The sequence below is a fragment of the Streptococcus suis genome, from assembly GCF_002960625.1.
Taxonomy (GTDB): Bacteria; Bacillota; Bacilli; order Lactobacillales; family Streptococcaceae; genus Streptococcus; species Streptococcus suis_T.
Genome location: NZ_POJH01000055.1, coordinates 58,351 through 82,649, shown reverse-complemented (window position 1 = coordinate 82,649; position 24,299 = coordinate 58,351). Strand labels below are relative to the sequence as shown.

Here is a 24,299-nt window from a genome sequence, read left to right as displayed (position 1 = left end):
GTTTTTCATTATTAGTTACCAACTTGTCCCATAGTAAGTTCTAGCTTATTTTTTTGTCTCAGTCTAATTTCCAGTTTTGGCGTTAGACTAGAACTTACTTTGAGAATTTAGGAGTTTTCGAAATGTAAGAAAAATGATACAAAACACTTGCATTTGCAGGTGTTTTTGTTATAATAGGAGTGTTGACTATGCACACATCCTGTGCAACCGCACGAATGCCGTTTAAGTGGTTCGTCCCACGGTACTAGGCGAGTCTTCACATAAAATTCGGGCAAGGCCCAAAAATCATAGGAGGTGCATAATGAGCACATACGCAATCATTAAAACTGGCGGCAAACAAGTTAAAGTTGAAGTCGGTCAAGCTATCTACGTTGAAAAATTGAACGTTGAAGCAGGTCAAGAAGTTACTTTCGAAGAAGTAGTTCTTGTTGGTGGTGAGAAAACTGTTGTGGGTACTCCACTCGTAGCAGGCGCTACTGTTGTTGGTACTGTTGAAAAACAAGGTAAACAGAAAAAAGTTGTTACCTTCAAGTACAAACCTAAAAAAGGTAGCCACCGCAAACAAGGTCACCGTCAACCTTACACAAAAGTTGTTATCAACGCTATCAACGCTTAATCGCGTAGCTTGAAGCAATCATTACAGAAATTCGGAGGAATAACATATGTTAAACTTGAATCTTGCTAACTTGCAATTTATGGCCCACAAAAAAGGTGGAGGTTCAACGTCAAACGGTCGTGATTCACAAGCGAAACGCCTTGGTGCGAAAGCTGCTGACGGCCAAACTGTATCAGGTGGTTCAATCCTTTACCGCCAACGTGGTACTAAAATCTACCCAGGAGCTAACGTAGGTCGTGGTGGAGATGACACTCTTTACGCTAAAGTAGAAGGCGTTGTACGCTTCGAACGTAAAGGTCGCGATAAGAAACAAGTATCTGTTTACCCAATCGCAAAATAAGTCTGAAAATGGCTTAACAATAGGCTTTCCGAGATTTCGGAAGGCCTGTTTTTTTGTTTTGATACCCACCGTGATACCCATATTTCAAAAACCAATGTAGGAAGCAAACTTGTCAGCTACCTCATTCTTGGCTTTTTGAGTGACATGGGCATAGATATCCATGGTGGTTTGGATGTTTTCGTGTCCAAGTCTTTCTTGAACTTCTTTGATAGTAGCACCAGCTTCAAAGAGTAGGGAGCAGTGGGTGTGGCGGAAACCGTGAGGTGTGATGCGTTTGAAGTCTGGGTGTTTCCTCCAAACACGATTGAGCATGTTATTGACATGGACGATACTTTTTGGATCGCCGTCCTCGTTCTTGAAGAGCAGACCTTTTGTGCTGTATTTTTTCCACGCTTTTAAAATTTCTACAGTTTGAGGGTCCAGAGAGATTGTTCTGGTACTCTTTTTTGTTTTAGGGGTCTGGAATATCGTTTTGTTATTTTCGCCCTTAGCGAGCGTTTTATTGACTTTTAATTGTGCAACTTTTAAGTCTATGTCTGACCAACTTAATGCACCGACTTCGTTTTTTCTCATTCCAGTGAAGGCTAGCAGGCGAAAGAATGTCAACATCTCTGGGTCTTCCATCTTTTCTACAATCGAAAAGAACTCTCTTAGCTCATCTTTATTGTAGAATTGCTCCAGTTCATCCCTATCCTTTTTTTGCCGTTTTGGTTTTAGTGTTTTTCTCATCGGATTGCTTTCGATTAGCTCCATCGAGATAGCATAATCAAAGATTTGGTTTGCGATGCTGATGATTCCGGAAAATCGTTTGTATTCATCAGCCCATTTATTGACTTGAGATTGACACATTGTGAGAGTAATCTTATTAACGACTTTATCTCCAAAGGTAGGAAGGATGAGCCTGTCTGCCTTGTCTATCTGACTGACAAATGTGGACTCTTTGACAGTGTTCTTGTAATGTTCCTTCCAAACTTCATAGACTTGTCGGAAAGTGGTAGTGACATTCCTGGAACGGAAGGTCTTCTTTTCATATTCAGTCAGGCATTTTGCTTCAGCAAGCCTCGCTTCACGTTCTGTTTTAAATCCACGACGGAAGGTTTGAATTTTCTTCCCAGTCAATGGATCTAAACCATGGTATGCTTTGAAATAATAAGCAGTAGTATCACCTTTTTTGTATTGACCAATCATTGTCATTTACCTCATTTTCTGTTAAAATGGGTATAAGAAAACTGCCCATTTAATGGCGATTTCTTATACGGAATTCCCCTACACTCAAGGTTTCGCGACGGAGAGTGTGGGGATTTTTTTTGTTTTTTTGTAAAATAGCAAAAAAAGCAGCCATGAAAAACATGACTGCCGTATGGTATGGGACTAAATCCCGAATGTAAACTTTATGAGGCTTTACCTCTAATACAGTCATATTTTATACTTTTTTTGATTTTTGTAAAGTATTTTGGTTAGAAATACAAAGAGAGCCTGCTCAAAAGAACAGGCTCTGTGTCCGTAAAGGACAACGTCTTCTTAATGCTCGCAGAGGAGCTATGTGTTTTAATTATAAGCCTATTTTTTGTTAATGTCAAACGTTTTTTTGTTATTTTTTGAAATATTTTTGTTTAAGAGCTATATCTAATTTATCTAAAGTGTCGTCGGAAACTTTTATCCCTTTTAAAACACCGTATTTGTTTCTAGGATCGAAAATACGTAGTTTACTGATAGTTGTAATTTGTCCGATAAGGATAATGCTGCCAGTTTTCATTTTGTCGATTTCAGCCTTAATACGTTTTGCATAAGTCAGCTCATCTTGGAAAGAATTTAGTTCCTCTTGAGTTGCTTCGGACAGATTGATGGCACTGAGTTTATCTAGCAGTGTTTTTAATTTATTTTCTAATTTTGTATATACCTCTTTCCCGATATATAGCTGGTCGTTGCTTAGTTTGGAGATGTCAGTATGGGGTTTGACGGAAGTAAGTGGGGCAACTGTCAAAACTGGGTTTTTCAAATGGTTATCGGCATCTAGTACAATTGCATAATGTAGCCCACCTTCTTCACTTCCTACGTTGAAACCTAAATGGACTTTAATAATGTTTCCGCGTTTGTATTTCAACATTTTATTTGGCTGGAAATTTTCTTCTAATTCAAGATATTTAATCCAATCTTTAATCCAAAAGGAGATTTTATCAGCCTTTGCTTGTTCGTTTGTCCCAATTAAATTACTAAGGTAATTGTCAAGTTCAGCAAGAGTTTGGTTTTTATGATTTTGTGATTCCAATGTTGATAATTTTTTTGCCATATTTTTCCTTTCTATTTCTCTCTATAAATATCCACCACTTCACCGATGGTGCGTATGTCTTCGGTGAATTGGATGTCGTCATAGTCTGGGTTTAGTGACTGTAGATGGTCGCTTTTTAGTTTCTTGACGTAGTTTTCACCGTCTACTTGGAAAATTCCGATTTTGTTTAGATCTACCTGGTCCTTAAGTTTGATAAAGAGGAAGTCGCCGTTTTTGATTTTGGGTTCCATAGAGTGTCCGACGGCGATGGCGATGGTGTCGAAATCTTTCTGGTCTGGGATGTCGTCTGCGTAGAAGCTGACCATGGTGTCGTAGTCGTCTTCTTGCCAGTAGCCTGTACCTGCGGACACTTTGCCTGGTACGGGTAGGCTGATGCGTTTTCTAGCGTCGTAGAGGTCAATGACCTTGTCTGAGATGGTGGTAGCTCTTTCCTGCTCGTCTAGTTGCTCTGTTGCGTAGCTGAGGACGTTCTTTTGTCTGTCTTGGTGTAATTGTACCACCTTGTCCGAAATCTGCTCTACGAGGCTGTTAGGGGTTGCGGTGAGGGTGATAGGAGGAAAGAAGTCATCGATAGAAATTCTTAACACTTCTGATATTTTGAAAAGTGTATTTTTTTTAGGTGTTCGGATACCTTTTTCGTAATTAACTATTGTAGTATCTCCCATCCCGATACGTTCAGCCAATTCTTTTTGGGTCATGTTGCGAGATAAACGAAACTCTTTTATTTTCTGACCAACATAAATTGATAATTCTTTGTCGTTCACGAGATATTCCTCCTTTGTTTACCTAATTATACAACAAACCTCACAAAAAGAAAAGTTTTTTTGTGTTTTCGCAAAAAAAGTGTTGACACCTTTCAAAATGTGAGGTATACTATAGTCAAGGTTAAGGAATTAACCGAAATAAAAACAGGAGGAACGGCGAATGATGGACATACTAAAAAGCCTAACACCTGACGAACTCGGAACAGTTCTGATAGTGCTAGGCTTGGCAAGGCAAGCTCGTCTGTGGCATAAACAAGTACTCGACCACAAGATTGAGCAAGCTAAACTAAAAAAGTAAGAGCAAGGGGCGAAAGCCCCAACCTCTTATTTGAGTATACCACCATTCGCCAGAAAAAACAATGTTGTATTGGTTAGCAGGTTTATGGGTTTTGATGTTTCTTGGCAGGCACGCTCACAAGCGTTATCTGGATAAAAAGCTGGAGAAACTCAGAAAGGAAAAAGAGGGAAAGGAGTGAGGGTTATTGCAATTATTGTTGTATGAGGCTCGAAAACAAGCTGGCTACACTCAAAAAGACATCGCTGACAAGCTAGGGATTTCAGAAACAACTTACCGTCAGAAAGAACTTGGTCAAAATGATTTCAAATTGAGTGAATGCTACAAAATCGCTAAAATCTTGAACAAAGAGATTAGCGATTTATTTACAAATACAACCTCACAAAATGAAAGGTAACAAACACACCAGCTCTGCTATTTACAGAAAGGAGGAGGGGAGTTATGACACCAGAAGAAAAGTTTTTAGAGTTTGCTTCTGAGCATTCAGCGGATTATATCCAAGGATGGTTGGATGGCTTGAGTGGAGCAATAGAAGTGTTACGTTCTTTATCAAAAAAAGCAGAGTCAAGCGACTCTACTTCTTAGGCAAAGTTTTAGTTAATTCGTTCAGATAATTCAACTGTTGAATACCAACCATGGCTTTCCCTAGGTCAAGTTCGCCAGTGAAAAACTTGGTAGCAAGTTCCATTTGTTGGTTTTGTTGCGTTTCTTTTAATCGAAGTTCAGTTTCTTTCTCAAGTCGTTTAATTTCATTTGCTGATTGTAATTCGACTTCTTTAATTTTAGAATCCATTTGCTTTTTTGTTACAAAATATGTGGCAAGAGCTGGAACGCATGCAGTTAAGAACGATGTGGTAATTTGATTCCAATCCATAACCATCCTCCTTTCTATTAAGATTTTATGAATAAAAGATGTTGGGTTATTCATGAGAATATTATAGCACGGATTGCCAGATATAGTATTACAAATATTTTACATTACTATATCTGGTAGTTTACAAGGAGGATATTATGTGGGAAAAACTACAAAGAATATTGGTAGAACGAGGGCTGACAGTCGTTGACTTGGCAAAAATGGCAGGTATTCCAAAGACAAGCATATATAATGCCAAACATCACGATATTGGTTTCAAAAAAATGGAAAAAATCGCTGACGCTTTGGATGTCAGTCTAGATGAATTTAGAAAGGGGTGAGGGGATGAACAAACTTACCAGCTCTGCTATTTATGGAAAGGAAATAACATGTCAAAACAAAGATACGGTCGCCCAAGTACAGGGCAGAAAGGGAATAACCGTCCCACAGTGGTCATTAGTCGTGAGAACTACGACGAGGTTGATAACTTGTCGCTTGGTACAGGAATGAGCCGTAGTGCTATTATTGATTATTTTATCAGTGAAGGCTTGAAACGTGCTCGTATTGAAGAAGTTGTCATCAAGACTAAGCGCCTAGTTCTTGAGGACTAGAAAGGAGAATGACATGATTATCAAAAACTACACAAACAATGGAGAAAAGATTAGCTATACAGTTGAGTGCGAGGGTTTGACGCTAGATGTGGTGCATACTCGTGCTAGCCAGTGGAAGTGTGAGGTGACAGATGTTAACGACTTTCTGTGGCAGGTTTCAAATAGCAATGTTGCTGAGGCGGATATGGTGGAGCGTTTTGTAGATTTTCAGTCTGACCTGCTTCTAAATGGGGTGAGCTTTGAGTTTGACAATTAGAGAAGCTATTTTAGAAATATGTGGGGTCAAAGAGGTTTTTGAAGTTCCACAGACACTAATGACAAAGCTGTTCAGCCCTGAGCAGTCTGACCTACTCGCTCGCATTGCTGCCATCTATGGCGATAGGCAACTGGATCAGTTTCGCGACTTCTTTCAGGAAGAGGGGGCTGACCGTAAAAAGTTGAAACAGGACTACACGCCTGATGGTGTAGCGGAATTGCTGGCAAGGGTGTCCAGAAGTGGCAAGAGCCTAGCGGACATCTGTGCAGGGACTGGCAGTCTGACCATCCAATACCTCAACTATCATCCAGATGTGGAGTTCGTGAGGTGTGAGGAATTTTCTGCAAGGGTTATCCCGTTTCTGCTGATTAACTTAGCCATTCGCAAGATTGATGCTGAAATTATCCACGGCGATAGTCTGACAAGGGAATGTTTCAATGTCTATGCTATCCAGGACGGTGTTATCAGTCAGATAGATCATCCAAGCGACAGGAAGGTCGATGTGGTTATCTCAAACCCACCTTACTCGATGTCATGGACACCAATCAGTGATGAACGGTTCGACCTCTACGGGCTAGCACCAAAAACCAAGGCAGACTTTGCTTTTCTCTTGCATGGTTTTCATCAGCTCGAAGACGGCGGCAGTATGTCGCTCATTCTTCCGCATGGGGTTCTCTTCCGTGCAAACAGCGAGGGCACTATTCGTCAGCAGTTGCTGGAACATGGGGTAATTGATACTATTATCGGTCTAGCACCCAATCTGTTTCTGAATACAGGTATCCCAGTTGCGATTTTGCTCTTGAGAAAGGGGCGAAGTCAGAAAGATGTATTCTTTGTAGATGCCAAGGATGAATTTACCAAGGGCAAGGCGCAGAACAGTTTGGATGTGGAACATATCAAGAAGATTGCTGCGGTGGTGTCCTTAAGAATGACAACAGAGCGGTTTTCTTACCTAGCTGACTGGGAGAAGCTTGTCGAGAATGGGTTCAACTTGAATATTCCCCGCTATGTCGATACTTTCATCCCTGAAGAAGTCCAACCCTTAGGGGTCATCTTGAGGGAGTTGATAGAGATTGACAGGGAAATTGCTGAAACGGAGCGAGAGTTTGCGAGATTGTTTGGGCAACTGGTGGCGACAGATCCAACCGAGCAGGAAGAACTGGAAAACGACCAGCAGTTACTGTCTAAGTATGTGGACAAGCCTAGCCTTTCCGAGTTAATCCAAGAAGAAAGCGAGCAATTAACATTATGGTAATGAAATTAGTCAAAATTACAGAACTAGCAAACATAGAGCGGTCGAGTGGCAAGGTCTATCCTGCTGGCTGTACCTTGATACAAATTAGCGCGACGAGAGGGCAAGTACTTTACCACGCTGAAGAAAAGGAAATCCCAAGTCATTACGCTGTATTTTTGCCGAATGACAAGGTGTTGCCCAAGTATCTATATCATGCTATTTCTTGCCAAGCAGGACATTTCATCTATACAGTCCAGACGGGACTGAATATCCAGATGGATACCCTGAATGAGATGAAGCTGAAAATCCATACGGACTTGGAGAAACAGGCGGAAGTTGTAAGGTATCTGGATGTGATTGAGAAGATGGAAGCCAAAGAAGAGGCAACCATAGAATTATTAAAACAAGCAAAGCAGACACATCTGAGTGAGATGTTTGTGGGCTGAGTGTATAGCTCTGCTATTTTTGGAAAGGAGAAGGGGATGAAAATCGTATCGCAAAAATTTAATGGTATGAAATTTTAGAGGTGATAATTTGATAAAAACAAAAAGCCACTGCGGGAACAGTGGCTTACAAAAAATTACACTTAAATTATAACACAAAGGAGACAGAAGATGAACATCCTAAGTGAAGAATTTGAATCAGGAATCAGGATGGTGGTCAAGGATCAGTTCAAAGAATCCTTTACCGAGTTCCTGGAACGCGAATCTGATGGTAGAGGTTGGCTATCTATTAGTAAGGCGGCTTACCATGCTTGCGTGAGCGATAATACCATTCGGAAATGGCTAAAAGAAGGACTCAATCTATATCAGATTGATGGTACCAAGCGGATAAAAAAATCGGAACTAGATGAATACATAGAAAGTCATCTAGTGGTTTAGTTAGGAGTGTAGAATGACAGAATCTATTTTTACAGCCATTGGAGCAACTGCAGTATTTGCCATTCCGTGCGTAGTAGTTGCAGCGATTGATTACAGGAATGCGGAAAAGCGACGCAAGGAACGTGAAGCGGAATTACTTAGAGAGCAGCTGACAGCCCTGGCTTGTGAACGTGCAGTTGAAGCTGAACGTTTAGCCTGGAAGAACAGAGTTAGACAGTCACTTGCAAGCTGGGAACCAATCAAATACACAGATGACGCACCAGCTCGCACAGCTAGAAAGTGGGGCAGACATGCGAATTAACGAGGGTATCGGAAGAGAAAACCTTATCGACCAGATTGTTTATTTCACAGGAAAAGCAAGACAGTTTTATCAAGCCATGTCACCCTATGAGCTGGCTATGGAACTGAAGATAGCTAAATTACAGGCAGGGTTGTGAGATGAATAACCTGGTCAGATTAGAACTTATAACTCAATCGTACGACCGATTTCTTCGGACAGGCGACACTGAACATCTTGATGATGTAGAAAGGATCTTGGAATATGACGAACATGACAGCGATTGATAACACGCTTCGGCGAGGAATTGTTGAAGTTTAGGAGGAATGGTTACGGCTTATGCAACACCTTGTCAGGAATATCCATGAAAACTATACGCAGTTGAATAATCATTCTGCTCAAAACAGCGAACTTAGTTTACAAGCTAAAGGGTTATTATTTGTGTTGATGTCAAACAAAGACACATGGAAGCCTTACATCGATGAACTTTCTAAACGTTCAAAGAATGGGCGTGATGCTCATAGGACAGCTTATGATGAATTAAAAGATGCAGGATATATCCGTGTTTACAATAAAAGTCTCGGTAGAGGAAAAGGGATGCGACGAGAGCCGTTAGTTATGGATGTCCCAATCACGGACAGCTATTGGGAGTATTGGAAAGAAAAGGTAGATAATGAGTTATCCACAGACGGATCGTCAGAGTGATTTTACAACTTACTGACTTTACGTAGGTTGAATAGTTCGTAGGTTGAATAGTTCGTAGGTTGAATAGTTCGTAGGTTGAAGAATCCGACACTAATAATAACTAAATAATAATAATAACTAACTTTAATAATAATCTAGGGGCTATCGCCCACTAATGAACAATAAGAGGCTAAAGCCTCTAACTAACTTAAAAACAAACTAATCGTTATATATAAATAATATATAGGGAATTTCACAAGAGTTATCCACAGGAGGAAAATCATGAAACAAACAAACACATTTATCGTATTGCGAGATGAAAAAGGGAACTTCTTAGCTAGTTACAAAAACAATAAACACGTTTTAGCATATTCAGCAGATTGGACTAGCGATGTTGAAGATGCTTTGAAAATTCCAGAAGAATATTATTACGACAAGGACCATGAGAAGTACTTGGCGATGGCAATGCTGTTCGACGCTGAGCCAATCAAGGTGCAGGCAGAATATACCTTGACAACTTTGGACGGGCAAGAGCCAGCTGAACCAGTCAAAGATATTGAGGATGTCGAAGACTCATTCAAGAAGTTGCTTGATATTTTGGCTAAGGCCTAGTCAGCGATGAAATGGGAACTACGTGAAAATCTAGTCTGGCAACGTGCCACGGCAGGAGAGAAGGAAAAACTACTGGATACAGGTCTAGCTGATAAGGCAGGGTACATCCGCCTTGTTAGAGAGCTAGGCAGAAAGTATGTGGTCTAGGAGGTGCGACATGGAAGGCACTTACCCATGGTTTGATTATGACCGTGACTATCTACAACCTGAGGAACCAAGACAGGTACATGATCCTGATGAATGGGTGTTCAGAGGCGGTCAATGGATTTATGTAGGGGATGCATAATGACAGAGGAATTACTAGATACAATCCGACGGCTGAGGTGTGACTATTTCCACCTAGGCCGAGAGCTGGGCGAGATTATCAATGAGCAACAGGACTTGATACTTGCCCTGAAACGAGAAAATAAACGCTTAAAGCGTGAGAAATGGAATTTGGAAAAGACGAAAAGGAGAAAGAAATGAGTAATCTTGCAGTTATTCAAAAAGATATTACAGATGCTGTGAATGCAAAAGTATCGCAGATGCAGAACGAAGGCTTGGTAGTAGCACCAAACTACGCACCGGCAAATGCCTTGAAGTCAGCATTCTTTGCTATGACCAACAGCCCAAGCGGGAACTTGCTTGAAAAGTGTTCGAAAGAAAGTATTGCCAATGCCTTGCTTGATATGGTTGTTCAAGGGCTAAGCCCAGCAAAGACCCAGTGCTACTTCATCCCATACGGGAATACATTGAAAATGACACGGTCCTACTTTGGAACTATGAAGGTTGTCAAACAACTGTCCAACGTGAAAGATATTTGGGCAGAGGTGGTCTTTGAAGGGGATGTGCTTAAAATTCGAAATGACAATGGGCGCAAGGTTCTCGAAAGCCACGAGACAGATTGGACCAACCAAGATAACGCAATTATCGGTGCTTACTGCATCATTGAAAAAGTGGACGGTGAGCGAATTCTGACAGTCATGACCAAGAAAGAGATTGATCGCAGCTGGCAACAGTCGAAAAATAAATCTGTCCAAAATGCCTTCCCTCAAGAAATGGCAAAGCGTACTGTTATCAATCGTGCAGCCAAGCAATTCTTCAACACATCGGACGATAGTGACATCTTGATTGAAGCTGTTAATCGGACAACTGAAAATGAATTTGATGACAATCGCCAAATCAAAGAAGCAGAGCCAGTTCAATCAGCTGGGCAGGATATCTTGGATAAAATGACCGGAAAGACTGTCGCTGAAGAACCTGCAGAAGATGCAACTATTTCCGAAGTGGAAACTGTTGAAGACGCAGGAGTGGATATTTCCAAAATGGAAACAACCGAGCAGGTTATTGATGCCGAAACCGGCGAAATCTTAGATGAGGAGGAACCGTTCTAATGTCTGAAGAACTATCTCTATTTGACAATCTGGAAAGTATGGCGCCTACTCCAGCAGTGACCGAACTAGACTTTGATTTTGAATTTACGCCAGCTGAAATCACTATCGTGGGCAAGGAGCTACTGGAGCAAGCCTTAGCTGCCTATGCTAAAAAATATGAAAATTATGCTGTTACTGCCGAAACATTCGAAGACGATGCCAAGGTTCGAGCCGAATTGAATAACCTGCAGAAAAAGGTCAAGTCAGCTGTTAAAGATAAATTGGCAGATTACAACAAGCCCATCGACGAAGTTAAGGCTTGGGTGGACGGCTTGTTGGAACCTATTGTCAAAATCGGCAAGTCGATTGACGAAGGTGTGAAGGTGTTTGAAGAACAGGAACGACTTAAACGCGCCAAAACCATTGAGGAGCTATTCCAGAAAGTTATTGTAAGCACAGGAAAAGACGTAGACATCCGTTTGTTCAGCAAGTATTTTGATGAATTTTCGAAAAAAACATGCTTCATGGCTGACAATGTTCGTCCCAATAAAGCCACTGTCAATATGGTCACTAGTCTGGTAGAGGAAGAAGTGGCCAAGAAGGAAGAATATGAGTCAGCACTAATCAAAATTACTGAAGCAGCTGCCAAAGCAGACTTTGGTCCAGCTCCTTACGTACGTAATTTTGAACAAGGAGCAAGCTTGGCTGATATCTTACAGGCAATTGCTGATGATAAAGCCTTAGCAGATAAGACCCGTGAGGAGGCTAAGCGCAAGCAACAACTGGCAAAACGGATTGAAGAGATGACTGCTATCGCAGAAAGCAAGGGACTAGATCCGAAAAAGTATGCTGATATGCTCGAATCAGGGGTGTCTGCACTAGCCGTCCACGAAGAACTTGTCAATGACGCAAGAAAATGGCAAGAAGAGCAGGACCGAATGGAACAGGAATTCCTAGCTCGACATGGAGCCGTTTGCGGAAATGCTCAAAATCGCCCGAATTCTGACGAAATTCAACGAGAAAATATGTCTGAGGGTAAATATACCTCTGAACAGAAAAACGCGTCAGAGGACAAAATAAAGCTGAATAAGAAGGTGGTCAAATGGCAAGGTGATTTCAGAATTACTTTCCCAGACGGAGAGACCGCTAAGTTATTCGGTGGTAGGGGTGGTTTGTATGAACAGCATGGGATAGTTGTTGAGAAATTAGGAGAATGGACAAAAATCAATGGCTAAACTAACTGAAGAAAATTACTACCAAGACCGTCAATGGCTGTCAAATTCTCGCTTTAAGGCTTATATGGACTGTGAAGCGAAAGCCAAAGCTATTGACGACAAGGAGTGGACAGACAAGCGAGATGATACAGCTTTACTTGTCGGTAACTATGTGCATAGTTATTTCGAGAGCGAAGAGGCTCACGCCAAATTTGTTGACGCCAACAAAACTAGGATGATTTCCAGCCGTGGCGCGACCAAGGGCGAACTGAAGAAAGAGTTCCAAGTCGCCCAGAACATGATAGATGTTCTGAAAGATGACAAAGATTTCTTGCCTCTCTATCACGGCAACCCAGGCGACGATGTCCGCAAGGAGATGATTTTAGAAGGCGAAATCTTCGGTATCAAGGTCAAGGGTAAGGTGGATAGTATCAACTTGACTGAAGGGTATTTTGTAGACCTGAAAACAATGAAGACTATCCGTGGTCTTGAATGGTCTGACGTGGAACGAAAGAAAATGCCTGGAGCTGCCGCTAACATTTTAGATTTCCGCTACGATGTCCAGCTGGGGCTGTATCAGGAATTGTTGCAACAAATGGGCTATCCAAATTTCGTTCCGTTCGTTGTAGCTGTCAGCAAGGAAGATGTGCCTGACAAAGCAGTTGTCACCCTTTCGCAATACCGTTTAGACGAAGGACTGCAATTCTTTGAAAATAACGTCGAACGTGTTGCCGGTATTATTGCAGGCGAAATCAAGCCGAAAGGTTGCGGAAATTGTGATTATTGTCGAAGCAAGCGAACCTTGGACCGTGTAATCAATTTGGATGATTTGATTGCTGGGATATTTTAAAAAAATGTATTTTAACAAGCCGGGTATCCTTGTAAAACTGCGAACTAGAAAGCGTGTCAATTGTAAACAATCAGTTGACAGTTGGACGATAGCGACTGCCCGTATTTAGCCAAACTCACACAAAGACAGTCGCTAATTTTTGAGAATATGGTGGCTCATGAAAAAGAGTACGCTCTCTACAAAGGCGACAAGTTACTGGCAATTGGCACAGCGAAAGAATTAGCTGAACAATTCGGCGTGAAGGTGTCGACGATACATTTTTACAAGTCGCCGACCTACATCAAGCGAACCAATGAGAAGAAAGCGAGGAGGTTGGTTGAGGTTTGAATAGATTAAAAATTTTACGCAAAGAAAAAGGCTTGTCCCAACAAGCTCTAGCGAAAGAAATTGGTGTTTCATACAGAACACTCCAAAATTGGGAAAACGGCGTCAATACTATCAAACCAGACAAAGCCCAGGCACTTGCTGACCATTTTGAAGTGTCTATCGGGTATCTGTTGGGGTGTGAGGCCAGCACTAAGACTGACAGCTTATCGGATAGGATATTTAATTTCCAATTGGAAATCATGAAGAATATCAGAAAAATGGAATATAAAGATGTGGTCGTGTTAGAACAAATAACCCGCGACTTAAATCGTGAAGCGATTATCGAGCAGTCAAGACGTTATCATGTAACCACTTTATTCGCTAAGTCTTCGAAGGTGAAAAATGAAATTTGAGTTTATATTATCCAACACTAAACGCAGAAAAGAGATGCTGAATGCTAATGACAGAATGAACTGGGCACAGAAGGCTAAAATTACCGCCTATCTTCGCCATATAGCGTTTTTAAAACTCTCCGAGGGTAAATATACCACCTACACAAAAAAACGCCCCTGTGGGCTTCTGGTGACGATATACGCACCGACTAAAAGACGGATGGATCCACCGAACTTTTATCCGACTGTGAAGGCTCTAGTCGATGGTATGACAGACGCAGGGCTTTGGACGGATGATAGTCACGAGGTGATTAAGTATATGACATTCGAATATGGTGGTCTGAGCGGATTGAAAGATAAATACAGAGTTGAAATTGAAGTGGAGGAAATTGAATGAAAGAAACATTTAAATTCACAGTAAGTTTAAATCTAGTGGTACTTGCTGTTATGACGATACTCTACATGGTTTTCCAACTGGGCTATAAAATTGCTCAACACGAACAACAACCCGTCATTATCTACCAAGCTGACAACGCTGGTGCTGAGATGACTGGCAAGGTCACGGCTAAGGATGTGATTGACGGTCATTACTATGTCGAGGTTAGCCCTTATGGAAAATTCCTCGTGACGAAGGAGCAGTACGAAGAAATTGAAATCGGGCAGGAGATGCCTGAGTATTTGAAAGGGAGGAAACAATGAAATTCCTTGACCTATTTGCTGGCATCGGTGGTTTCCGTCTTGGCATGGAACGTGCAGGGCACGAATGTGTCGGTTTTTGTGAGATAGACCAATTTGCCAGAAAAAGTTACAAAGCGATACATGATACGGAAGGAGAATTTGAATTTCATGACATTACAAGAGTCACAGATGAGTCTGTTCGAGGAATCGGACGTGTGGACATTATCTGTGGAGGATTTCCGTGCCAGGCTTTCAGCATTGCTGGAAAGCGAGCGGGATTTGAGGATACTAGAGGGACTTTATTCTTTGAGATTGCTAGGTTCGCATCTATTCTCAGACCTAAATATCTATTCCTTGAGAACGTCACAGGACTCCTCAACCACGACAACGGAAATACATTCGAGACCATCATCAGAACGTTGGATGAATTGGGGTATGATGCGGAATGGCAAGTGTTCAACAGCAAGAATTTTGGCGTCCCCCAAAACAGAGAGCGGGTGTTTATTATCGGACATCTTAGAGGAGCAGGTGGACGAGCGATATTTCCTTTCGGAGGAGATAGCAAGGAAGCTGGCAACTTACAAGGACAATCAACAAATACCATTACCGCCAGGTACGGAGAAGCACAAGGGAGCGGGTCGTACATTATTGAGGGTCAACAGCCGAAAATCATCCAACGAGGCCACGGATACAATCAGGGTTGCGAGCATGATATCACCCCGACATTGACCAGCAACAGCTGGCAGGAGAATAATCATGTTAAGGTTTATGATTTTTACAACCGAAAAACCAAAGACGAGGTTGGCACACTCACTGCCAGTGGCCATCAGGGGAATACCAAAGCAGGGACATTCGGCATATTAGATGGTATCCGCATCCGCAAATTGACACCTCGTGAGTGTTGGAGGTTGCAAGGCTTCCCAGATTGGGCCTTTGATAAAGCCCAGGCGGTAAATAGTAATAGCCAACTATATAAACAGGCTGGCAACTCGGTCACGGTAAATGTGGTTGAGGCGATAGCAAAACGATTGGAGTAAACAGATGAATAACACAATTGAAAACGTAAAGATAACCAAAACTTTCTTGGGCAGAGAAGACCATGGAATTTTAACTTGTTATCTGACTGTTGAGGGATATGGATTTGGAGTATCTATTGGAGGATACTGCCTAGATAAATACGACGAACACAAGAAAAAACGAGTAGCTTTTCACAAGAGCTTTGAGCTGATAGACCGTATCTTGGAGGTTGCCGGTGCAAATAGCTGGGAAGAACTGCAAGGGAAGTATATACGTGTTAAGAGTAACGGTTTTGGAGGTAGAGTAACGAAGATTGGAAATCTTATTAAAGATGATTGGTTGGACTTTGATACCTTTTTCAAGGAGTAAACAGATGAATAAACAGGAAGCGATAGAGATTATTGAGCAATCAAAAATAAAAATAGCTAACAGAGAGAGGGTAATATTTAAAGCAGGCGAAATTATAGGAGGATGTGTCCAGGTCGATTATGTACCACTTGAAGTTGTTGTGAACACGATTGACCAAATCCACGAACCGCAGAAGGTTGTGGTGCCGAAGTTTATTGCAGATAAAATCGAATATTGCAAAACCGCAGAAGGATATGGATTGTTCCATGCGATGGACTACTGTTATCAATACAAGGATTCTGCTGATTGGCTTGAGTGCAACCAAGAAACCTTCGCTCAAGCCTGGCTCTTCGGCTACCAGGTCGAGCAGGAGCAGTTGTACACAGTGGAGATACCGAATCCGAATGCAACGCATGATGATGTGTATATTTTAGGGAGAAATCTATCAGGAAGTGTTTCTATTTGGCGTGGCATAGGTGACATTCGGGATTATGATAGCAATTTTAAGCTCACCGAGTCCGAAATCAAACAGGATTTTGAGTGGGCTTGGGATGCTGGGTTTGCGACAGAGGTGGAGTGATGTTTGAGTTGTATTTCCGAATAAATGACAACGAGCCAGAACTACAAGGCACATTTGACACGGAAGTAGAAGCTGAAAAGTACATGCAACGTTTGATTGATACCAGGTCACGAATCAAAAGTTGGTATATTCGGAAGATACAGCGTGATGGCTATTGGTTGTACGATTATGGCGCACATAATGCGTTTTATACGATTAAGGAGGTGTTAAATGACGACCAACGTTGTCCAATTCATACCGAAACATGATATATGCCATGAATGCTACAAGAGAAGAGCAACAAAGTTGTGTGATTTTATAATTGGTCAGACAGAAATAACATTCTATCGAAGTTTCAGTTTATTTAAAAATCAGCAACCAAGGTTTCTTACCTGTGACAAGCCACTCTGTGATAATTGTTCTAACAGATTTCACGGTATGGATTTATGTAAAAATCACAACAAAAAAATGACAGGAGGCAGAAAATGATACCGAAGTTTAGATTTTTTGGAAAAGTTAATGATGGGACTACACACATGGTTCTGGCTGAGAGCATAGATTTTAAAAACGGATTTATTTACTATAACTATCATGATTATACGGTAGAAGGGGGCGACCATGTATATGGAGATGTGATTGGTTTTGAGGATTGCGTCCTCATGCAATCCACAGGGCTGTTTGATATCAACGGCAAAGAGATTTTCGAAGGGGATATTGTTAGAATGCACTCAGGAGAGCTTTTACCAGTAAAGCTACACCACGGCATGTTCGAACCTGTTTGTTATTACATCAGCAATGTCTTTGAAAGGGTTGGGAATGTTTTTGAAAATCCCGAGTTGTTAGAACATCCAGATTTTAGGGAGGTACTAAATGACTAACGAAAAACTAGGTGTGCTACTGGTCGATGTGCCAGAGGTGATGTATTTTGACTATAATTACATAATGGGCGTAGAGGAAGATGGCGAAATTAAATTTACTGTCAATGAAACGGACATTTTAGAGGAAGTGGTAAAAGTGGCTTGGAAATGCACCCAAGAAGAAGCGCAGAAATACCCACAGTTAAAGTGGGTAGCGTTGGAGGAATTAACCTAATCTAAGGCTCACCGACTGTCGCAGGTCGGTTGGTCATTCTGCCAAAAAAATAAATTAAAAAGGAGGACTCCTTTGTAGATCGAATTCACATTATTGGACCAATGGCAGTACGGTCAGCCACAAATAAAATAAAAAGAAAGTAATTGCAAATGGTATCATAGTCCAACTCCCTATTGTGGTACGGGTGGGGGACGAATATTATAAAATTGGAGGAATAAAACAATGTATGAAAATGAATTTCAAGTAACAAAGCGTCAGGTAGCAGCAGGCGCTACAATTATTGGACTTATTATTTTTGCAGTATTTTTTAGATTGACCGCAGTTGTCAAGATTCCAGCAAATACCGTAGGTGTGAAAGTCTCTGCTTTCAATGGAGTTCAAGAAAAAACTTTACAGATGGGCTACCATCTTAAAGTACCATTTGCTGATAAGGTGTATAAGTTGCCGACATCCGTTCAGACAAAGACCATGGAAGCTATCACGACACAGACAAAAGATGGTCAGTGGTTGAATACCAATATTGACGTCAAGTACAAGGTCAACAAGGCAGAAGCTATGACTGTGTTTACTAACTACACAGACCTAGAAAATGTGAGTAATAGCGTTGTCGCTCCAGCTGTGCAACGGGCCATTGAATCCGTGACTGGCGAGTATGATATTTACGAAGTACTAGGCTCTAAGCGTACAGAAGTTTATGGCAAGATTGACCAGAAACTAAAAGAGCGGTTCGCAGCTGATAACTTGGAGTTTGTGTCTTTCACTATCACTGACCAAGATGCAGGCGATGAAATCGAGAAAGCTATCAAAGATGAATCTGTTAAGCAGAAACAAGTAGATTCAGCTAAGCAGGATCAAGAGAAAGTTAAAATAGAAGCAGAAACTAAGAAAATCCAAGCTCAAGCTGATGCCGATGCTGAGGTTATCAAGGCTCAAGGTCAAGCAAAAGCTAATGCTGAATTGAATAACTCTATTTCGGATAATTTGATTCGAATGAAAGAAGCTGAGGCTCGTTTGGAGCATGGCTGGGTTGAAGTTATCACACAAGGGGATGTGATTACAAATCAAGAGTAACAAAAAAAGCCAAGGCACTCTCTGCCCTGGCTGTGGTATATCGCTATCAATATTATACCACAAAGGAGACGAGAGTGAACAAAGCTAAAGAGTTACTTGATGAGTTACAAAACCTAGATTTAGACATTCAAAGCCGGATAGATGAAATCAATGAGCTTGAGGCAGGTTTGCTCTCAAGTCCAAAATGGAAGATTGATAAGGTTCAGGGTGGTCAAGCTAGGAAAGTTGATGATGTCTATTCCCAACTTGTAATCATGAAAGAAGCTATTGAACAAGATACCAATGAAGTTATTAACAGGAAACTTGAATTAGGTAGATTGATTAACAAGCTGAAAGACCCAAAACACAGAACGGTTCTGCGGATGACGTATATCAGTAAGAAGCATATCATTGATATTTGCGATGCTTTAGACGGTATTAGTCCGCAGACATACTACCGTTTAAGAAAATCTGCAATTTTTGAGCTAGATATGATGTTATGTGAGAATAATTGAGAATAGTTGGACGAGCATGATTTTTGAAATCTGTTAGAATGGTAGTATCAAGAATTAAGGGGTAAGGCAGTAAGCCTTGCCTGTTATGGAGAGTTACTCAAGAGGCTGAAGAGGGCAGGTTGCTACCTTGCTAGGCCGAATTTTCGGTGCATGGGTTCGAATCCCATACTCTCCTTTGAGTAGTTGTGTCCCAGAACGGGGTAAGCCTTTAGGGTGAGTATTCATAGATTACTCAAGAACTTTCAGAATAGTCCCCATCGGGACTAGGCCCTGCATGGTTGCACAGCTACTTATATCCTAGGTAAGTTATAAGCTGGGTGGTTTGATTCCGCTAGGGGTCTTTCTCCTATATTTTTCCCACACAATGAAGTGTGGGTTTTTATTTTATTGAAGAACGGAGGTGATGGACATGGGATGACCGAAAAACAGAAGATTTTTGCTGATGAGTACATTATAAGTTTGAACGCTACAAGGGCCTATAAAAAAGCTTATCCGAATGTTAAGAAGGATGCAGTTGCTCAAGCAAATGGTAGTAGATTGCTATCAAATGCTATGGTCAAAGCCTATATAGACGAACAGCTGGAAAAGTTGCAGTCTGAACGGGTTGCAGATCAGCAGGAAGTCCTAGAGTTCCTCACTTCCGTTATGCGAGGAGAGAGGACAGAACAGACCCTGTGTAGCATAGGTGAGCTTGGTCAGCAGATCATAGATATTGATGTCGGAGCTAAGGATAGAATTAAGGCCGCTGAGCTTTTAGGGAAACGGCATAGGCTTTGGACGGATAAAATCGAAGCAGAAGTAAGTGGAACGGTGGTGTTTGCGAATGAATCAGACATCCCAGATTAAAGTCAATCTGCCAGACATAGTCGGTAAGGGTTATGGTCAGTTTTGGCGGTCTAGGAATTTTTACAGAATCGTCAAAGGTAGCCGCGGGAGTAAGAAGTCGAAAACAACCGCTTTGAACTTCGTCACACGGTTGCTGAAACACTCATGGGCAAATTTGCTTGTCGTTCGTCGCTACTCGAATACCAACAAGCAATCAACTTATACAGACTTCAAATGGGCTTGTAATCAACTTAAAGTTAGCCACTTGTTCAAATTCAACGAAAGCTTGCCGGAAATTACGCTGAAAAAAACAGGTCAGAAAATTCTCTTCCGAGGCTTGGATGATGAATTAAAAATAACGTCAATTACTGTCGATGTCGGGATACTCTGTTGGGCGTGGTTTGAAGAAGCTTATCAAATTGAAAATGAAGATAAATTCTCGACTGTAGTGGAATCGATTCGGGGGACCTTGGACGTGCCTGATTTTTACAAACAAATCACGGTCACGTTTAACCCATGGAATGAGCGTCACTGGCTCAAACGGGTCTTTTTTGACCCTGAAACACGGCGAGTCGATACGCTAGCATTGACTACAACTTTCCGTGTCAATGAATGGCTGGATGAGGTCGATATTAAGCGATACGAGGACCTCTATGTCACCAATTCGCGACGGGCCCGCATTGTCTGCGATGGCGAGTGGGGAGTAGCTGAGGGGCTAGTCTATGAAAATGTTCAGGTTGCTGATTTTGACAAAGAAGAGCTACTGCAATCTGGGAACTATAAGCTATGCGTTGGTCTTGACTTTGGATTTACTCACGACCCGACAGCCTTGGTTGCGTATCTCATAGATGACCGAAACAAGAACATCTATGTTTTCGATGAGCATTACCAAGTAGGTCTATTTACCAAGGACATCGCAAAGATGATATCAGATAAAGGCTATGCCAGTAGTCAAATCATCGCAGATTGTGCGGAAGCTCGATTAATTGAAGAGCTGAAATCAGAATACGGTATCCGCAGGATTAAGGCGAGCCGTAAAGGCAAAGACAGTATTATGGCAGGTGTGTCCAAATTACAAGGATACAAGATTACAGTGCATCCAAATTGCACGCACATCATGGATGAATTTTACTCTTACTGCTACCAACAGGACAAGGAAGGGAAATGGCTGAATAAGCCAGAGGACAAGAACAATCACCTTATGGACGCATTAAGATACGGCTTGCAATGTGCGGAGAGTACAGGCTGGCTCGTTTAGGAGGAGAAATGTTACAAACAGACAATATATCGGCATTGACTGCCGAAATTAAAAGACTAGTCACGGATGACCGCGGAAGTAAGCTCAAGCGTGAGATGCAGACGGGCATTGATTATTACGAGGGCAAGCACGATATCGCAAATTATCGGCTTTTTTATTTTAATAACGAGGGTGAGCTCGTTGAAGAGAAAAACCGAAGTAATACCCGGATTGCGCATCAGTATTTTACAGAGCTAGTTGACCAAAAGGTGCAGTACCTACTGTCTAATCCCATTGAAGTTACGACCGAGCAGACAGGGCTCCAGGAATACCTGGACGAATATATCAACGAGGACTTCCAGTTGATGCTGCAGGAATTGGTTGAGGGGGCAAGCCAGAAGGCGTATGAGTATGTCTTTTGGAGGAAGGACGCAGATGGTTACTTACGCTTTAAGACTGCTGATGCTCTTAAAATCATCCCAATCTATGATGAGTTTTACAACATCGACCAGATTATCTATTACTATGATGACCAAATAGTGAAGAACAACAAGCAGAAGACCGTGACCAAAATCCAGTTATGGACCAAGGAAGAGGTCTTTTATTTTATTCAAGAAGACAGCCAAGCAGTCAAGTTAGATGCGTCAGTTGAGTTTAATCCTAAACCTCACATGCTAGCTCAAAAGGGAGATGACAAGTTTGGCGAAGGTTATGGTAGAGTGCCGTATATTTGCTTATACAATAATCGCAGTAAGACCAATGACCTGCGACCAATTAAAGATATCATTGACGACTACGACATGATGGCTTGTGCCTTATCTAATAATCTGATTGACTTTGACCATCCTATTTACGCTGTTCGCGGTTACGAAGGAGACAATCTGTCATCATTGGTCACAAACTTAAAGACCAAGAAAACAGTTGGAGTTGGCGAAAACGGAGGCATTGATGTCATCACTACCAACATCCCGGTTGAGGCCCGTAAAGCTAAGCTTGAGATTGACAAGGAAGCTATCTACAAGTTTGGTATGGGCTTTGACAGCTCGCAGACGGGCGATGGCAATATCACTAACGTGGTCATCAAATCACGGTATAGCCTGCTAGACCTGAAGTGCAATAAGATTGAGGTCCGCTTGCGTGCGGTCATCAAGGAAATGTTGCAGTTAATCGTGGAGAACATCAACGAACTGCACGGTAAGGCTTATGATGTCAGCGACCTTGAAGTCACAATTACTAGGGATGTCATGGCCAATGAGACGGACAACGCATCGATTGCTAAGACTGAGGCTGAGACCAACCAAGTCTTGATTAACAACATCATGACCGCAGCACCTCGGCTTGACGATCGCACGGTTTTGGAATTGCTGGCTGGCATCTTGGAAGTCGACCCGGACGAAGTTGAGAAGGCTCTTGAAGAGCAGGGGTACCAATCTGATTTTAATCAAGTGACGGAGGTGATAGATGACGGAGCTGAACAAGTTCCAGCAGGAAATAGAGAGCCTGCTGCAGAAAGCGGACAAGGCGACGGACAGACGGCTCTATGATCTCTATATTGACACGATTAAGGACTTGAAAAAGTCTTTGTTGGTCGATTATCAGCGACTAGATACCCTAACGTCTTCACAGAGACTAAAATTGAGCCAAATGAGTGCACTTTTGGAACAATTAGACCAATCAGCCGACAAGTTGAGGAAAGGGCTTAGAAGCGAAATTACGGGGCATCTAATTGACACTGGGAAAATTGCCTATAACGAACTATTCTATGAGTTTGAGAGTGGTCATGGTGGAATTAACTTTGCCATGCTCAAGGAAGAAGAGCTGAAAACCATCATTGAGACGCCTGTTGCGAACTTTAAGCTATCTGAACGCTTGAATGACGGTGTTGTCGAACGGCTGAAAAACAATATCAAGGACGACCTAAACCGCATCTTTCTGCACGGTGCAAGCTACGCCCAGGCATCTGCCAGATTGGCAGAACAGGGGTATAGCTCGTATCGTCGTGCCATGATGATAACTCGGACAGAAGCTGGTCGAGTGCAGGCAGTGGCTAGGGAAAAAGCCCAGGCAGAAGCCAAAGAGCTCGGCATCGAGTTTGACAAGGTCTGGGTAGCCACTCTCGACGGACGTACCAGGCACAACCACGCAGAATTGGACGGCTCCAAGGCTGACATTGACGGCTATTTTGAGATTAACGGTCTTCGGACCAAACAACCGCATATGTTTGGTTTTGCCAGCGAGGATGTCAACTGCCGATGTCGGACTATATCACGGCTTAAGGACGATGATACTCCACTTTTAAGGAGAGATAATGAGACTGGCGAGATTGTCGGGTATCGGAATTATCGAGAGTGGGAGAAAGCTATTGACCGACGCCAATTTACAGTTGGTACTGACACTGATTACTTAAAATCAGATAAGTTAGTTAGCCCTCAGAAAGGGAAATCAGAACTTATCCACGGCGATGAGGTAGCATTCCGAGGGCGAAAAGTGCTTAATTCGAAACATGACCTATATGTATCTGACAGTTTAGGGTCTGCCCGCAAGTCTTACTCGTACTACGAACGTCAAATTGACGATGTCATGAGTCGGTTAACGGTCCCAGAAGGTAGTCCATCCCCCAGATTTGTACTTTATGACAGTGCCAAGGATATCGGCAAGAAGAATAATTTTGGAGCATATGATCCGAAGACCAACACAGTCTTTCTGAATGCAACGAAATTCAATGAAAAAGCTATCGTGAAGAAGTTACAGGCTACCAACCAGAAATGGCTCAATGATGGGAATATTGGAAAATTCTTTGCAGTTGATAATGATCCTAGAGGACCTTTGGTCCATGAATTAGGGCATTATAAACACTATATGCACATTGAACATCACGCAAAAGCGAATGGTATTACTTACGCAGAATCAAAACGTAGATTCAACGAGAAATTACTTGAGTTTATTGATGAGAAGGGTTACAATATTGGTACAGATATTAGTGGGTATGCATATGAACATTTAGATGGACACATTGACAACCTAACTTCAACAAATGAAGTTATTTCGGAGTCCAATACGCTAGATTTGCTAAGCAACAACAGTAAAGGTAATTCAATTATTAAATTTTTAGAGAAGGAGGACTGGTAGCATGGAAATGGTAATTACTGAA

38 protein-coding genes, 1 tRNA gene, 1 pseudogene and 1 other annotated feature are annotated in these 24,299 nt (G+C 41.9%); of the genes and pseudogenes, 36 read left to right on the top strand and 4 right to left on the bottom strand.

Translation table 11 applies throughout. The annotated features are described in order from the left end of the window. Nucleotides 1-195 precede the first annotated feature (195 nt). Nucleotides 196-266 (top strand) — a sequence feature (ribosomal protein L21 leader region). Nucleotides 267-301: 35 nt separating this feature from the next. After that, complete coding sequence (gene rplU / locus C1G49_RS10955; RefSeq protein ID WP_002941330.1) at nt 302-616, top strand: 50S ribosomal protein L21; 315 nt, start codon at nt 302-304, stop codon at nt 614-616. Nucleotides 617-662: 46 nt separating this feature from the next. Further along, nucleotides 663-956, top strand: a complete 294-nt coding sequence (rpmA, locus tag C1G49_RS10950) for a 50S ribosomal protein L27 (RefSeq protein ID WP_009909754.1) — start codon at nt 663-665, stop codon at nt 954-956. 84 nt (nt 957-1,040) lie between these two features. On the opposite strand, the gene C1G49_RS10945 is transcribed toward rpmA, so the two are convergent. The 3 genes from C1G49_RS10945 to C1G49_RS10935 all read right to left on the bottom strand — a co-directional run bounded on the left by C1G49_RS10945 (nt 1,041) and on the right by C1G49_RS10935 (nt 4,010). Beyond that, a complete protein-coding gene (locus C1G49_RS10945; RefSeq protein WP_238595885.1) occupies nt 1,041-2,150 on the bottom strand; it encodes a site-specific integrase in 1,110 nt (369 codons plus the stop codon). A gap of 397 nt (nt 2,151-2,547) precedes the next feature. Then, nucleotides 2,548-3,246 carry a type II toxin-antitoxin system PemK/MazF family toxin gene (locus C1G49_RS10940; protein ID WP_105125660.1) on the bottom strand — a complete coding sequence of 233 codons (699 nt, stop codon included), beginning with the start codon at nt 3,244-3,246 and terminating at the stop codon, nt 2,548-2,550. 11 nt (nt 3,247-3,257) lie between these two features. After that, on the bottom strand, nt 3,258-4,010 hold the full coding sequence (locus C1G49_RS10935; RefSeq protein WP_238595884.1) for a helix-turn-helix domain-containing protein: 753 nt from the start codon (nt 4,008-4,010) through the stop codon (nt 3,258-3,260). 160 nt (nt 4,011-4,170) lie between these two features. Here C1G49_RS10935 and C1G49_RS11225 point away from each other — a divergent pair, with 160 nt between their 5' ends. The 3 genes from C1G49_RS11225 (at nt 4,171) to C1G49_RS11125 (ending at nt 4,890) form a co-directional block, all read left to right on the top strand. Continuing rightward, nucleotides 4,171-4,308 carry a hypothetical protein gene (locus tag C1G49_RS11225; RefSeq protein WP_193434001.1) on the top strand — a complete coding sequence of 46 codons (138 nt, stop codon included), beginning with the start codon at nt 4,171-4,173 and terminating at the stop codon, nt 4,306-4,308. Between the two features lie 184 nt (nt 4,309-4,492). Beyond that, nucleotides 4,493-4,702 (top strand): helix-turn-helix transcriptional regulator, encoded by a 210-nt coding sequence (locus C1G49_RS10930; RefSeq protein ID WP_105125659.1) that lies wholly within the window; start codon nt 4,493-4,495, stop codon nt 4,700-4,702. Nucleotides 4,703-4,746: 44 nt separating this feature from the next. Next, complete coding sequence (locus C1G49_RS11125; protein WP_161942124.1) at nt 4,747-4,890, top strand: hypothetical protein; 144 nt, start codon at nt 4,747-4,749, stop codon at nt 4,888-4,890. Here C1G49_RS11125 and C1G49_RS10925 read toward each other — a convergent pair. After that, a complete protein-coding gene (locus C1G49_RS10925) occupies nt 4,880-5,179 on the bottom strand; it encodes a hypothetical protein (RefSeq protein ID WP_029178443.1) in 300 nt (99 codons plus the stop codon). The genes C1G49_RS11125 and C1G49_RS10925 overlap by 11 nt on opposite strands. Nucleotides 5,180-5,316: 137 nt before the next feature. Here C1G49_RS10925 and C1G49_RS10920 point away from each other — a divergent pair, with 137 nt between their 5' ends. The 31 genes and pseudogenes from C1G49_RS10920 to C1G49_RS10775 all read left to right on the top strand — a co-directional run bounded on the left by C1G49_RS10920 (nt 5,317) and on the right by C1G49_RS10775 (nt 24,277). Continuing rightward, nucleotides 5,317-5,499 (top strand): helix-turn-helix domain-containing protein, encoded by a 183-nt coding sequence (locus C1G49_RS10920; RefSeq protein WP_105125658.1) that lies wholly within the window; start codon nt 5,317-5,319, stop codon nt 5,497-5,499. Nucleotides 5,500-5,547: 48 nt separating this feature from the next. Next, complete coding sequence (locus tag C1G49_RS10915) at nt 5,548-5,769, top strand: hypothetical protein (protein ID WP_044776297.1); 222 nt, start codon at nt 5,548-5,550, stop codon at nt 5,767-5,769. Between the two features lie 13 nt (nt 5,770-5,782). Then, nucleotides 5,783-6,025: a hypothetical protein gene (locus C1G49_RS10910; protein ID WP_105125657.1), complete on the top strand. Its 243-nt coding sequence runs from the start codon at nt 5,783-5,785 to the stop codon at nt 6,023-6,025. Further along, nucleotides 6,015-7,280, top strand: coding sequence for an N-6 DNA methylase (locus tag C1G49_RS10905; RefSeq protein WP_153048239.1), 1,266 nt, complete (start codon nt 6,015-6,017; stop codon nt 7,278-7,280). Before C1G49_RS10910 ends, C1G49_RS10905 begins: the two co-directional genes overlap by 11 nt. Beyond that, nucleotides 7,274-7,705, top strand: a complete 432-nt coding sequence (locus C1G49_RS10900; protein WP_105125655.1) for a restriction endonuclease subunit S — start codon at nt 7,274-7,276, stop codon at nt 7,703-7,705. Before C1G49_RS10905 ends, C1G49_RS10900 begins: the two co-directional genes overlap by 7 nt. A gap of 168 nt (nt 7,706-7,873) precedes the next feature. Further along, nucleotides 7,874-8,140, top strand: a complete 267-nt coding sequence (locus C1G49_RS10895; RefSeq protein ID WP_024390602.1) for a helix-turn-helix domain-containing protein — start codon at nt 7,874-7,876, stop codon at nt 8,138-8,140. Nucleotides 8,141-8,153: 13 nt separating this feature from the next. Further along, nucleotides 8,154-8,441: a hypothetical protein gene (locus C1G49_RS10890; RefSeq protein WP_105125654.1), complete on the top strand. Its 288-nt coding sequence runs from the start codon at nt 8,154-8,156 to the stop codon at nt 8,439-8,441. Further along, the gene (locus tag C1G49_RS11120) at nt 8,431-8,577 is read left to right on the top strand and encodes a hypothetical protein (RefSeq protein ID WP_161942123.1); all 147 of its coding nucleotides are present in this window, start codon (nt 8,431-8,433) and stop codon (nt 8,575-8,577) included. The genes C1G49_RS10890 and C1G49_RS11120 overlap by 11 nt, the downstream gene beginning before the upstream one ends. Before the next feature lie 179 nt (nt 8,578-8,756). After that, nucleotides 8,757-9,122 (top strand): transcriptional regulator, encoded by a 366-nt coding sequence (locus C1G49_RS10885; RefSeq protein ID WP_105117527.1) that lies wholly within the window; start codon nt 8,757-8,759, stop codon nt 9,120-9,122. A gap of 261 nt (nt 9,123-9,383) precedes the next feature. Further along, nucleotides 9,384-9,713 carry a hypothetical protein gene (locus C1G49_RS10880; RefSeq protein ID WP_105117528.1) on the top strand — a complete coding sequence of 110 codons (330 nt, stop codon included), beginning with the start codon at nt 9,384-9,386 and terminating at the stop codon, nt 9,711-9,713. A 6-nt stretch (nt 9,714-9,719) separates the two neighbouring features. After that, nucleotides 9,720-9,860 (top strand): hypothetical protein, encoded by a 141-nt coding sequence (locus tag C1G49_RS11220; RefSeq protein ID WP_172020629.1) that lies wholly within the window; start codon nt 9,720-9,722, stop codon nt 9,858-9,860. Between the two features lie 10 nt (nt 9,861-9,870). After that, nucleotides 9,871-9,999 carry a hypothetical protein gene (locus C1G49_RS11420; protein WP_258533557.1) on the top strand — a complete coding sequence of 43 codons (129 nt, stop codon included), beginning with the start codon at nt 9,871-9,873 and terminating at the stop codon, nt 9,997-9,999. Then, nucleotides 9,999-10,178: a hypothetical protein gene (locus tag C1G49_RS10875; RefSeq protein ID WP_105125653.1), complete on the top strand. Its 180-nt coding sequence runs from the start codon at nt 9,999-10,001 to the stop codon at nt 10,176-10,178. The genes C1G49_RS11420 and C1G49_RS10875 overlap by 1 nt, the downstream gene beginning before the upstream one ends. Further along, on the top strand, nt 10,175-11,086 hold the full coding sequence (locus tag C1G49_RS10870; RefSeq protein WP_105117530.1) for a recombinase RecT: 912 nt from the start codon (nt 10,175-10,177) through the stop codon (nt 11,084-11,086). Before C1G49_RS10875 ends, C1G49_RS10870 begins: the two co-directional genes overlap by 4 nt. Next, the gene (locus C1G49_RS10865; protein WP_105117531.1) at nt 11,086-12,300 is read left to right on the top strand and encodes a DUF1351 domain-containing protein; all 1,215 of its coding nucleotides are present in this window, start codon (nt 11,086-11,088) and stop codon (nt 12,298-12,300) included. Before C1G49_RS10870 ends, C1G49_RS10865 begins: the two co-directional genes overlap by 1 nt. Further along, nucleotides 12,293-13,129 carry a PD-(D/E)XK nuclease-like domain-containing protein gene (locus tag C1G49_RS10860; protein ID WP_105125652.1) on the top strand — a complete coding sequence of 279 codons (837 nt, stop codon included), beginning with the start codon at nt 12,293-12,295 and terminating at the stop codon, nt 13,127-13,129. Before C1G49_RS10865 ends, C1G49_RS10860 begins: the two co-directional genes overlap by 8 nt. Before the next feature lie 323 nt (nt 13,130-13,452). Further along, nucleotides 13,453-13,636 (top strand): annotated as a pseudogene (locus C1G49_RS11355) (helix-turn-helix domain-containing protein); the annotation flags it as partial. 201 nt (nt 13,637-13,837) lie between these two features. Continuing rightward, complete coding sequence (locus C1G49_RS10845) at nt 13,838-14,224, top strand: hypothetical protein (RefSeq protein ID WP_105125649.1); 387 nt, start codon at nt 13,838-13,840, stop codon at nt 14,222-14,224. Then, nucleotides 14,221-14,526, top strand: a complete 306-nt coding sequence (locus C1G49_RS10840) for a DUF1372 family protein (protein ID WP_105125648.1) — start codon at nt 14,221-14,223, stop codon at nt 14,524-14,526. Before C1G49_RS10845 ends, C1G49_RS10840 begins: the two co-directional genes overlap by 4 nt. Then, a complete protein-coding gene (locus C1G49_RS10835) occupies nt 14,523-15,542 on the top strand; it encodes a DNA cytosine methyltransferase (protein WP_105125647.1) in 1,020 nt (339 codons plus the stop codon). The genes C1G49_RS10840 and C1G49_RS10835 overlap by 4 nt, the downstream gene beginning before the upstream one ends. A 4-nt stretch (nt 15,543-15,546) precedes the next feature. Continuing rightward, a complete protein-coding gene (locus C1G49_RS10830; RefSeq protein ID WP_024377122.1) occupies nt 15,547-15,891 on the top strand; it encodes a hypothetical protein in 345 nt (114 codons plus the stop codon). A gap of 4 nt (nt 15,892-15,895) precedes the next feature. Next, nucleotides 15,896-16,450 (top strand): DUF1642 domain-containing protein, encoded by a 555-nt coding sequence (locus tag C1G49_RS10825; RefSeq protein ID WP_161942122.1) that lies wholly within the window; start codon nt 15,896-15,898, stop codon nt 16,448-16,450. Nucleotides 16,451-16,914: 464 nt separating this feature from the next. Continuing rightward, nucleotides 16,915-17,307 (top strand): YopX family protein, encoded by a 393-nt coding sequence (locus C1G49_RS10815; RefSeq protein ID WP_238595883.1) that lies wholly within the window; start codon nt 16,915-16,917, stop codon nt 17,305-17,307. Then, a complete protein-coding gene (locus tag C1G49_RS10810; RefSeq protein WP_024377118.1) occupies nt 17,300-17,521 on the top strand; it encodes a hypothetical protein in 222 nt (73 codons plus the stop codon). Before C1G49_RS10815 ends, C1G49_RS10810 begins: the two co-directional genes overlap by 8 nt. Before the next feature lie 222 nt (nt 17,522-17,743). Beyond that, nucleotides 17,744-18,592, top strand: a complete 849-nt coding sequence (locus tag C1G49_RS10805) for a prohibitin family protein (RefSeq protein WP_105125645.1) — start codon at nt 17,744-17,746, stop codon at nt 18,590-18,592. A gap of 74 nt (nt 18,593-18,666) precedes the next feature. After that, on the top strand, nt 18,667-19,086 hold the full coding sequence (locus C1G49_RS10800) for a DUF1492 domain-containing protein (protein WP_105125644.1): 420 nt from the start codon (nt 18,667-18,669) through the stop codon (nt 19,084-19,086). 87 nt (nt 19,087-19,173) lie between these two features. Further along, nucleotides 19,174-19,261 (top strand) — tRNA-Ser (locus C1G49_RS10795). Between the two features lie 239 nt (nt 19,262-19,500). Further along, the gene (locus C1G49_RS10790) at nt 19,501-19,932 is read left to right on the top strand and encodes a terminase small subunit (protein ID WP_105125643.1); all 432 of its coding nucleotides are present in this window, start codon (nt 19,501-19,503) and stop codon (nt 19,930-19,932) included. Beyond that, a complete protein-coding gene (locus C1G49_RS10785) occupies nt 19,910-21,169 on the top strand; it encodes a PBSX family phage terminase large subunit (protein WP_105125642.1) in 1,260 nt (419 codons plus the stop codon). The genes C1G49_RS10790 and C1G49_RS10785 overlap by 23 nt, the downstream gene beginning before the upstream one ends. An 8-nt stretch (nt 21,170-21,177) precedes the next feature. Further along, nucleotides 21,178-22,692, top strand: coding sequence for a phage portal protein (locus tag C1G49_RS10780; RefSeq protein WP_105125641.1), 1,515 nt, complete (start codon nt 21,178-21,180; stop codon nt 22,690-22,692). Next, nucleotides 22,610-24,277: a phage minor head protein gene (locus C1G49_RS10775; RefSeq protein ID WP_105125640.1), complete on the top strand. Its 1,668-nt coding sequence runs from the start codon at nt 22,610-22,612 to the stop codon at nt 24,275-24,277. Before C1G49_RS10780 ends, C1G49_RS10775 begins: the two co-directional genes overlap by 83 nt. The last annotated feature ends 22 nt before the right edge of the window (nt 24,278-24,299 follow it).

Bases quoted from the DNA above. Each gene is read 5' to 3' on its own strand.
- C1G49_RS10775 (WP_105125640.1), top strand. From the start codon at position 22,610: ATGACGGAGCTGAACAAGTTCCAGCAGGAAATAGAGAGCCTGCTGCAG.
- C1G49_RS10880 (WP_105117528.1), top strand. From the start codon at position 9,384: ATGAAACAAACAAACACATTTATCGTATTGCGAGATGAAAAAGGGAAC.
- C1G49_RS10830 (WP_024377122.1), top strand. From the start codon at position 15,547: ATGAATAACACAATTGAAAACGTAAAGATAACCAAAACTTTCTTGGGC.
- C1G49_RS10805 (WP_105125645.1), top strand. From the start codon at position 17,744: ATGTATGAAAATGAATTTCAAGTAACAAAGCGTCAGGTAGCAGCAGGC.
- C1G49_RS10945 (WP_238595885.1), bottom strand. From the start codon at position 2,150: ATGACAATGATTGGTCAATACAAAAAAGGTGATACTACTGCTTATTAT.
- C1G49_RS10845 (WP_105125649.1), top strand. From the start codon at position 13,838: ATGAAATTTGAGTTTATATTATCCAACACTAAACGCAGAAAAGAGATG.
- C1G49_RS10890 (WP_105125654.1), top strand. From the start codon at position 8,154: ATGACAGAATCTATTTTTACAGCCATTGGAGCAACTGCAGTATTTGCC.
- C1G49_RS11120 (WP_161942123.1), top strand. From the start codon at position 8,431: ATGCGAATTAACGAGGGTATCGGAAGAGAAAACCTTATCGACCAGATT.
- C1G49_RS10875 (WP_105125653.1), top strand. From the start codon at position 9,999: ATGACAGAGGAATTACTAGATACAATCCGACGGCTGAGGTGTGACTAT.
- C1G49_RS11220 (WP_172020629.1), top strand. From the start codon at position 9,720: ATGAAATGGGAACTACGTGAAAATCTAGTCTGGCAACGTGCCACGGCA.
- C1G49_RS10790 (WP_105125643.1), top strand. From the start codon at position 19,501: ATGACCGAAAAACAGAAGATTTTTGCTGATGAGTACATTATAAGTTTG.
- C1G49_RS10780 (WP_105125641.1), top strand. From the start codon at position 21,178: ATGTTACAAACAGACAATATATCGGCATTGACTGCCGAAATTAAAAGA.
- rplU (WP_002941330.1), top strand. From the start codon at position 302: ATGAGCACATACGCAATCATTAAAACTGGCGGCAAACAAGTTAAAGTT.
- C1G49_RS10885 (WP_105117527.1), top strand. From the start codon at position 8,757: ATGCAACACCTTGTCAGGAATATCCATGAAAACTATACGCAGTTGAAT.
- C1G49_RS10915 (WP_044776297.1), top strand. From the start codon at position 5,548: ATGTCAAAACAAAGATACGGTCGCCCAAGTACAGGGCAGAAAGGGAAT.
- C1G49_RS10895 (WP_024390602.1), top strand. From the start codon at position 7,874: ATGAACATCCTAAGTGAAGAATTTGAATCAGGAATCAGGATGGTGGTC.
- C1G49_RS10815 (WP_238595883.1), top strand. From the start codon at position 16,915: ATGATACCGAAGTTTAGATTTTTTGGAAAAGTTAATGATGGGACTACA.
- C1G49_RS10810 (WP_024377118.1), top strand. From the start codon at position 17,300: ATGACTAACGAAAAACTAGGTGTGCTACTGGTCGATGTGCCAGAGGTG.
- C1G49_RS10860 (WP_105125652.1), top strand. From the start codon at position 12,293: ATGGCTAAACTAACTGAAGAAAATTACTACCAAGACCGTCAATGGCTG.
- C1G49_RS10920 (WP_105125658.1), top strand. From the start codon at position 5,317: ATGTGGGAAAAACTACAAAGAATATTGGTAGAACGAGGGCTGACAGTC.
- C1G49_RS10925 (WP_029178443.1), bottom strand. From the start codon at position 5,179: ATGGATTGGAATCAAATTACCACATCGTTCTTAACTGCATGCGTTCCA.
- C1G49_RS11125 (WP_161942124.1), top strand. From the start codon at position 4,747: ATGACACCAGAAGAAAAGTTTTTAGAGTTTGCTTCTGAGCATTCAGCG.
- C1G49_RS11420 (WP_258533557.1), top strand. From the start codon at position 9,871: ATGGAAGGCACTTACCCATGGTTTGATTATGACCGTGACTATCTACAA.
- C1G49_RS10910 (WP_105125657.1), top strand. From the start codon at position 5,783: ATGATTATCAAAAACTACACAAACAATGGAGAAAAGATTAGCTATACA.
- C1G49_RS11225 (WP_193434001.1), top strand. From the start codon at position 4,171: ATGATGGACATACTAAAAAGCCTAACACCTGACGAACTCGGAACAGTT.
- C1G49_RS10785 (WP_105125642.1), top strand. From the start codon at position 19,910: ATGAATCAGACATCCCAGATTAAAGTCAATCTGCCAGACATAGTCGGT.
- C1G49_RS10835 (WP_105125647.1), top strand. From the start codon at position 14,523: ATGAAATTCCTTGACCTATTTGCTGGCATCGGTGGTTTCCGTCTTGGC.
- C1G49_RS10900 (WP_105125655.1), top strand. From the start codon at position 7,274: ATGGTAATGAAATTAGTCAAAATTACAGAACTAGCAAACATAGAGCGG.
- C1G49_RS10840 (WP_105125648.1), top strand. From the start codon at position 14,221: ATGAAAGAAACATTTAAATTCACAGTAAGTTTAAATCTAGTGGTACTT.
- C1G49_RS10825 (WP_161942122.1), top strand. From the start codon at position 15,896: ATGAATAAACAGGAAGCGATAGAGATTATTGAGCAATCAAAAATAAAA.
- C1G49_RS10870 (WP_105117530.1), top strand. From the start codon at position 10,175: ATGAGTAATCTTGCAGTTATTCAAAAAGATATTACAGATGCTGTGAAT.
- rpmA (WP_009909754.1), top strand. From the start codon at position 663: ATGTTAAACTTGAATCTTGCTAACTTGCAATTTATGGCCCACAAAAAA.
- C1G49_RS10940 (WP_105125660.1), bottom strand. From the start codon at position 3,246: ATGGCAAAAAAATTATCAACATTGGAATCACAAAATCATAAAAACCAA.
- C1G49_RS10865 (WP_105117531.1), top strand. From the start codon at position 11,086: ATGTCTGAAGAACTATCTCTATTTGACAATCTGGAAAGTATGGCGCCT.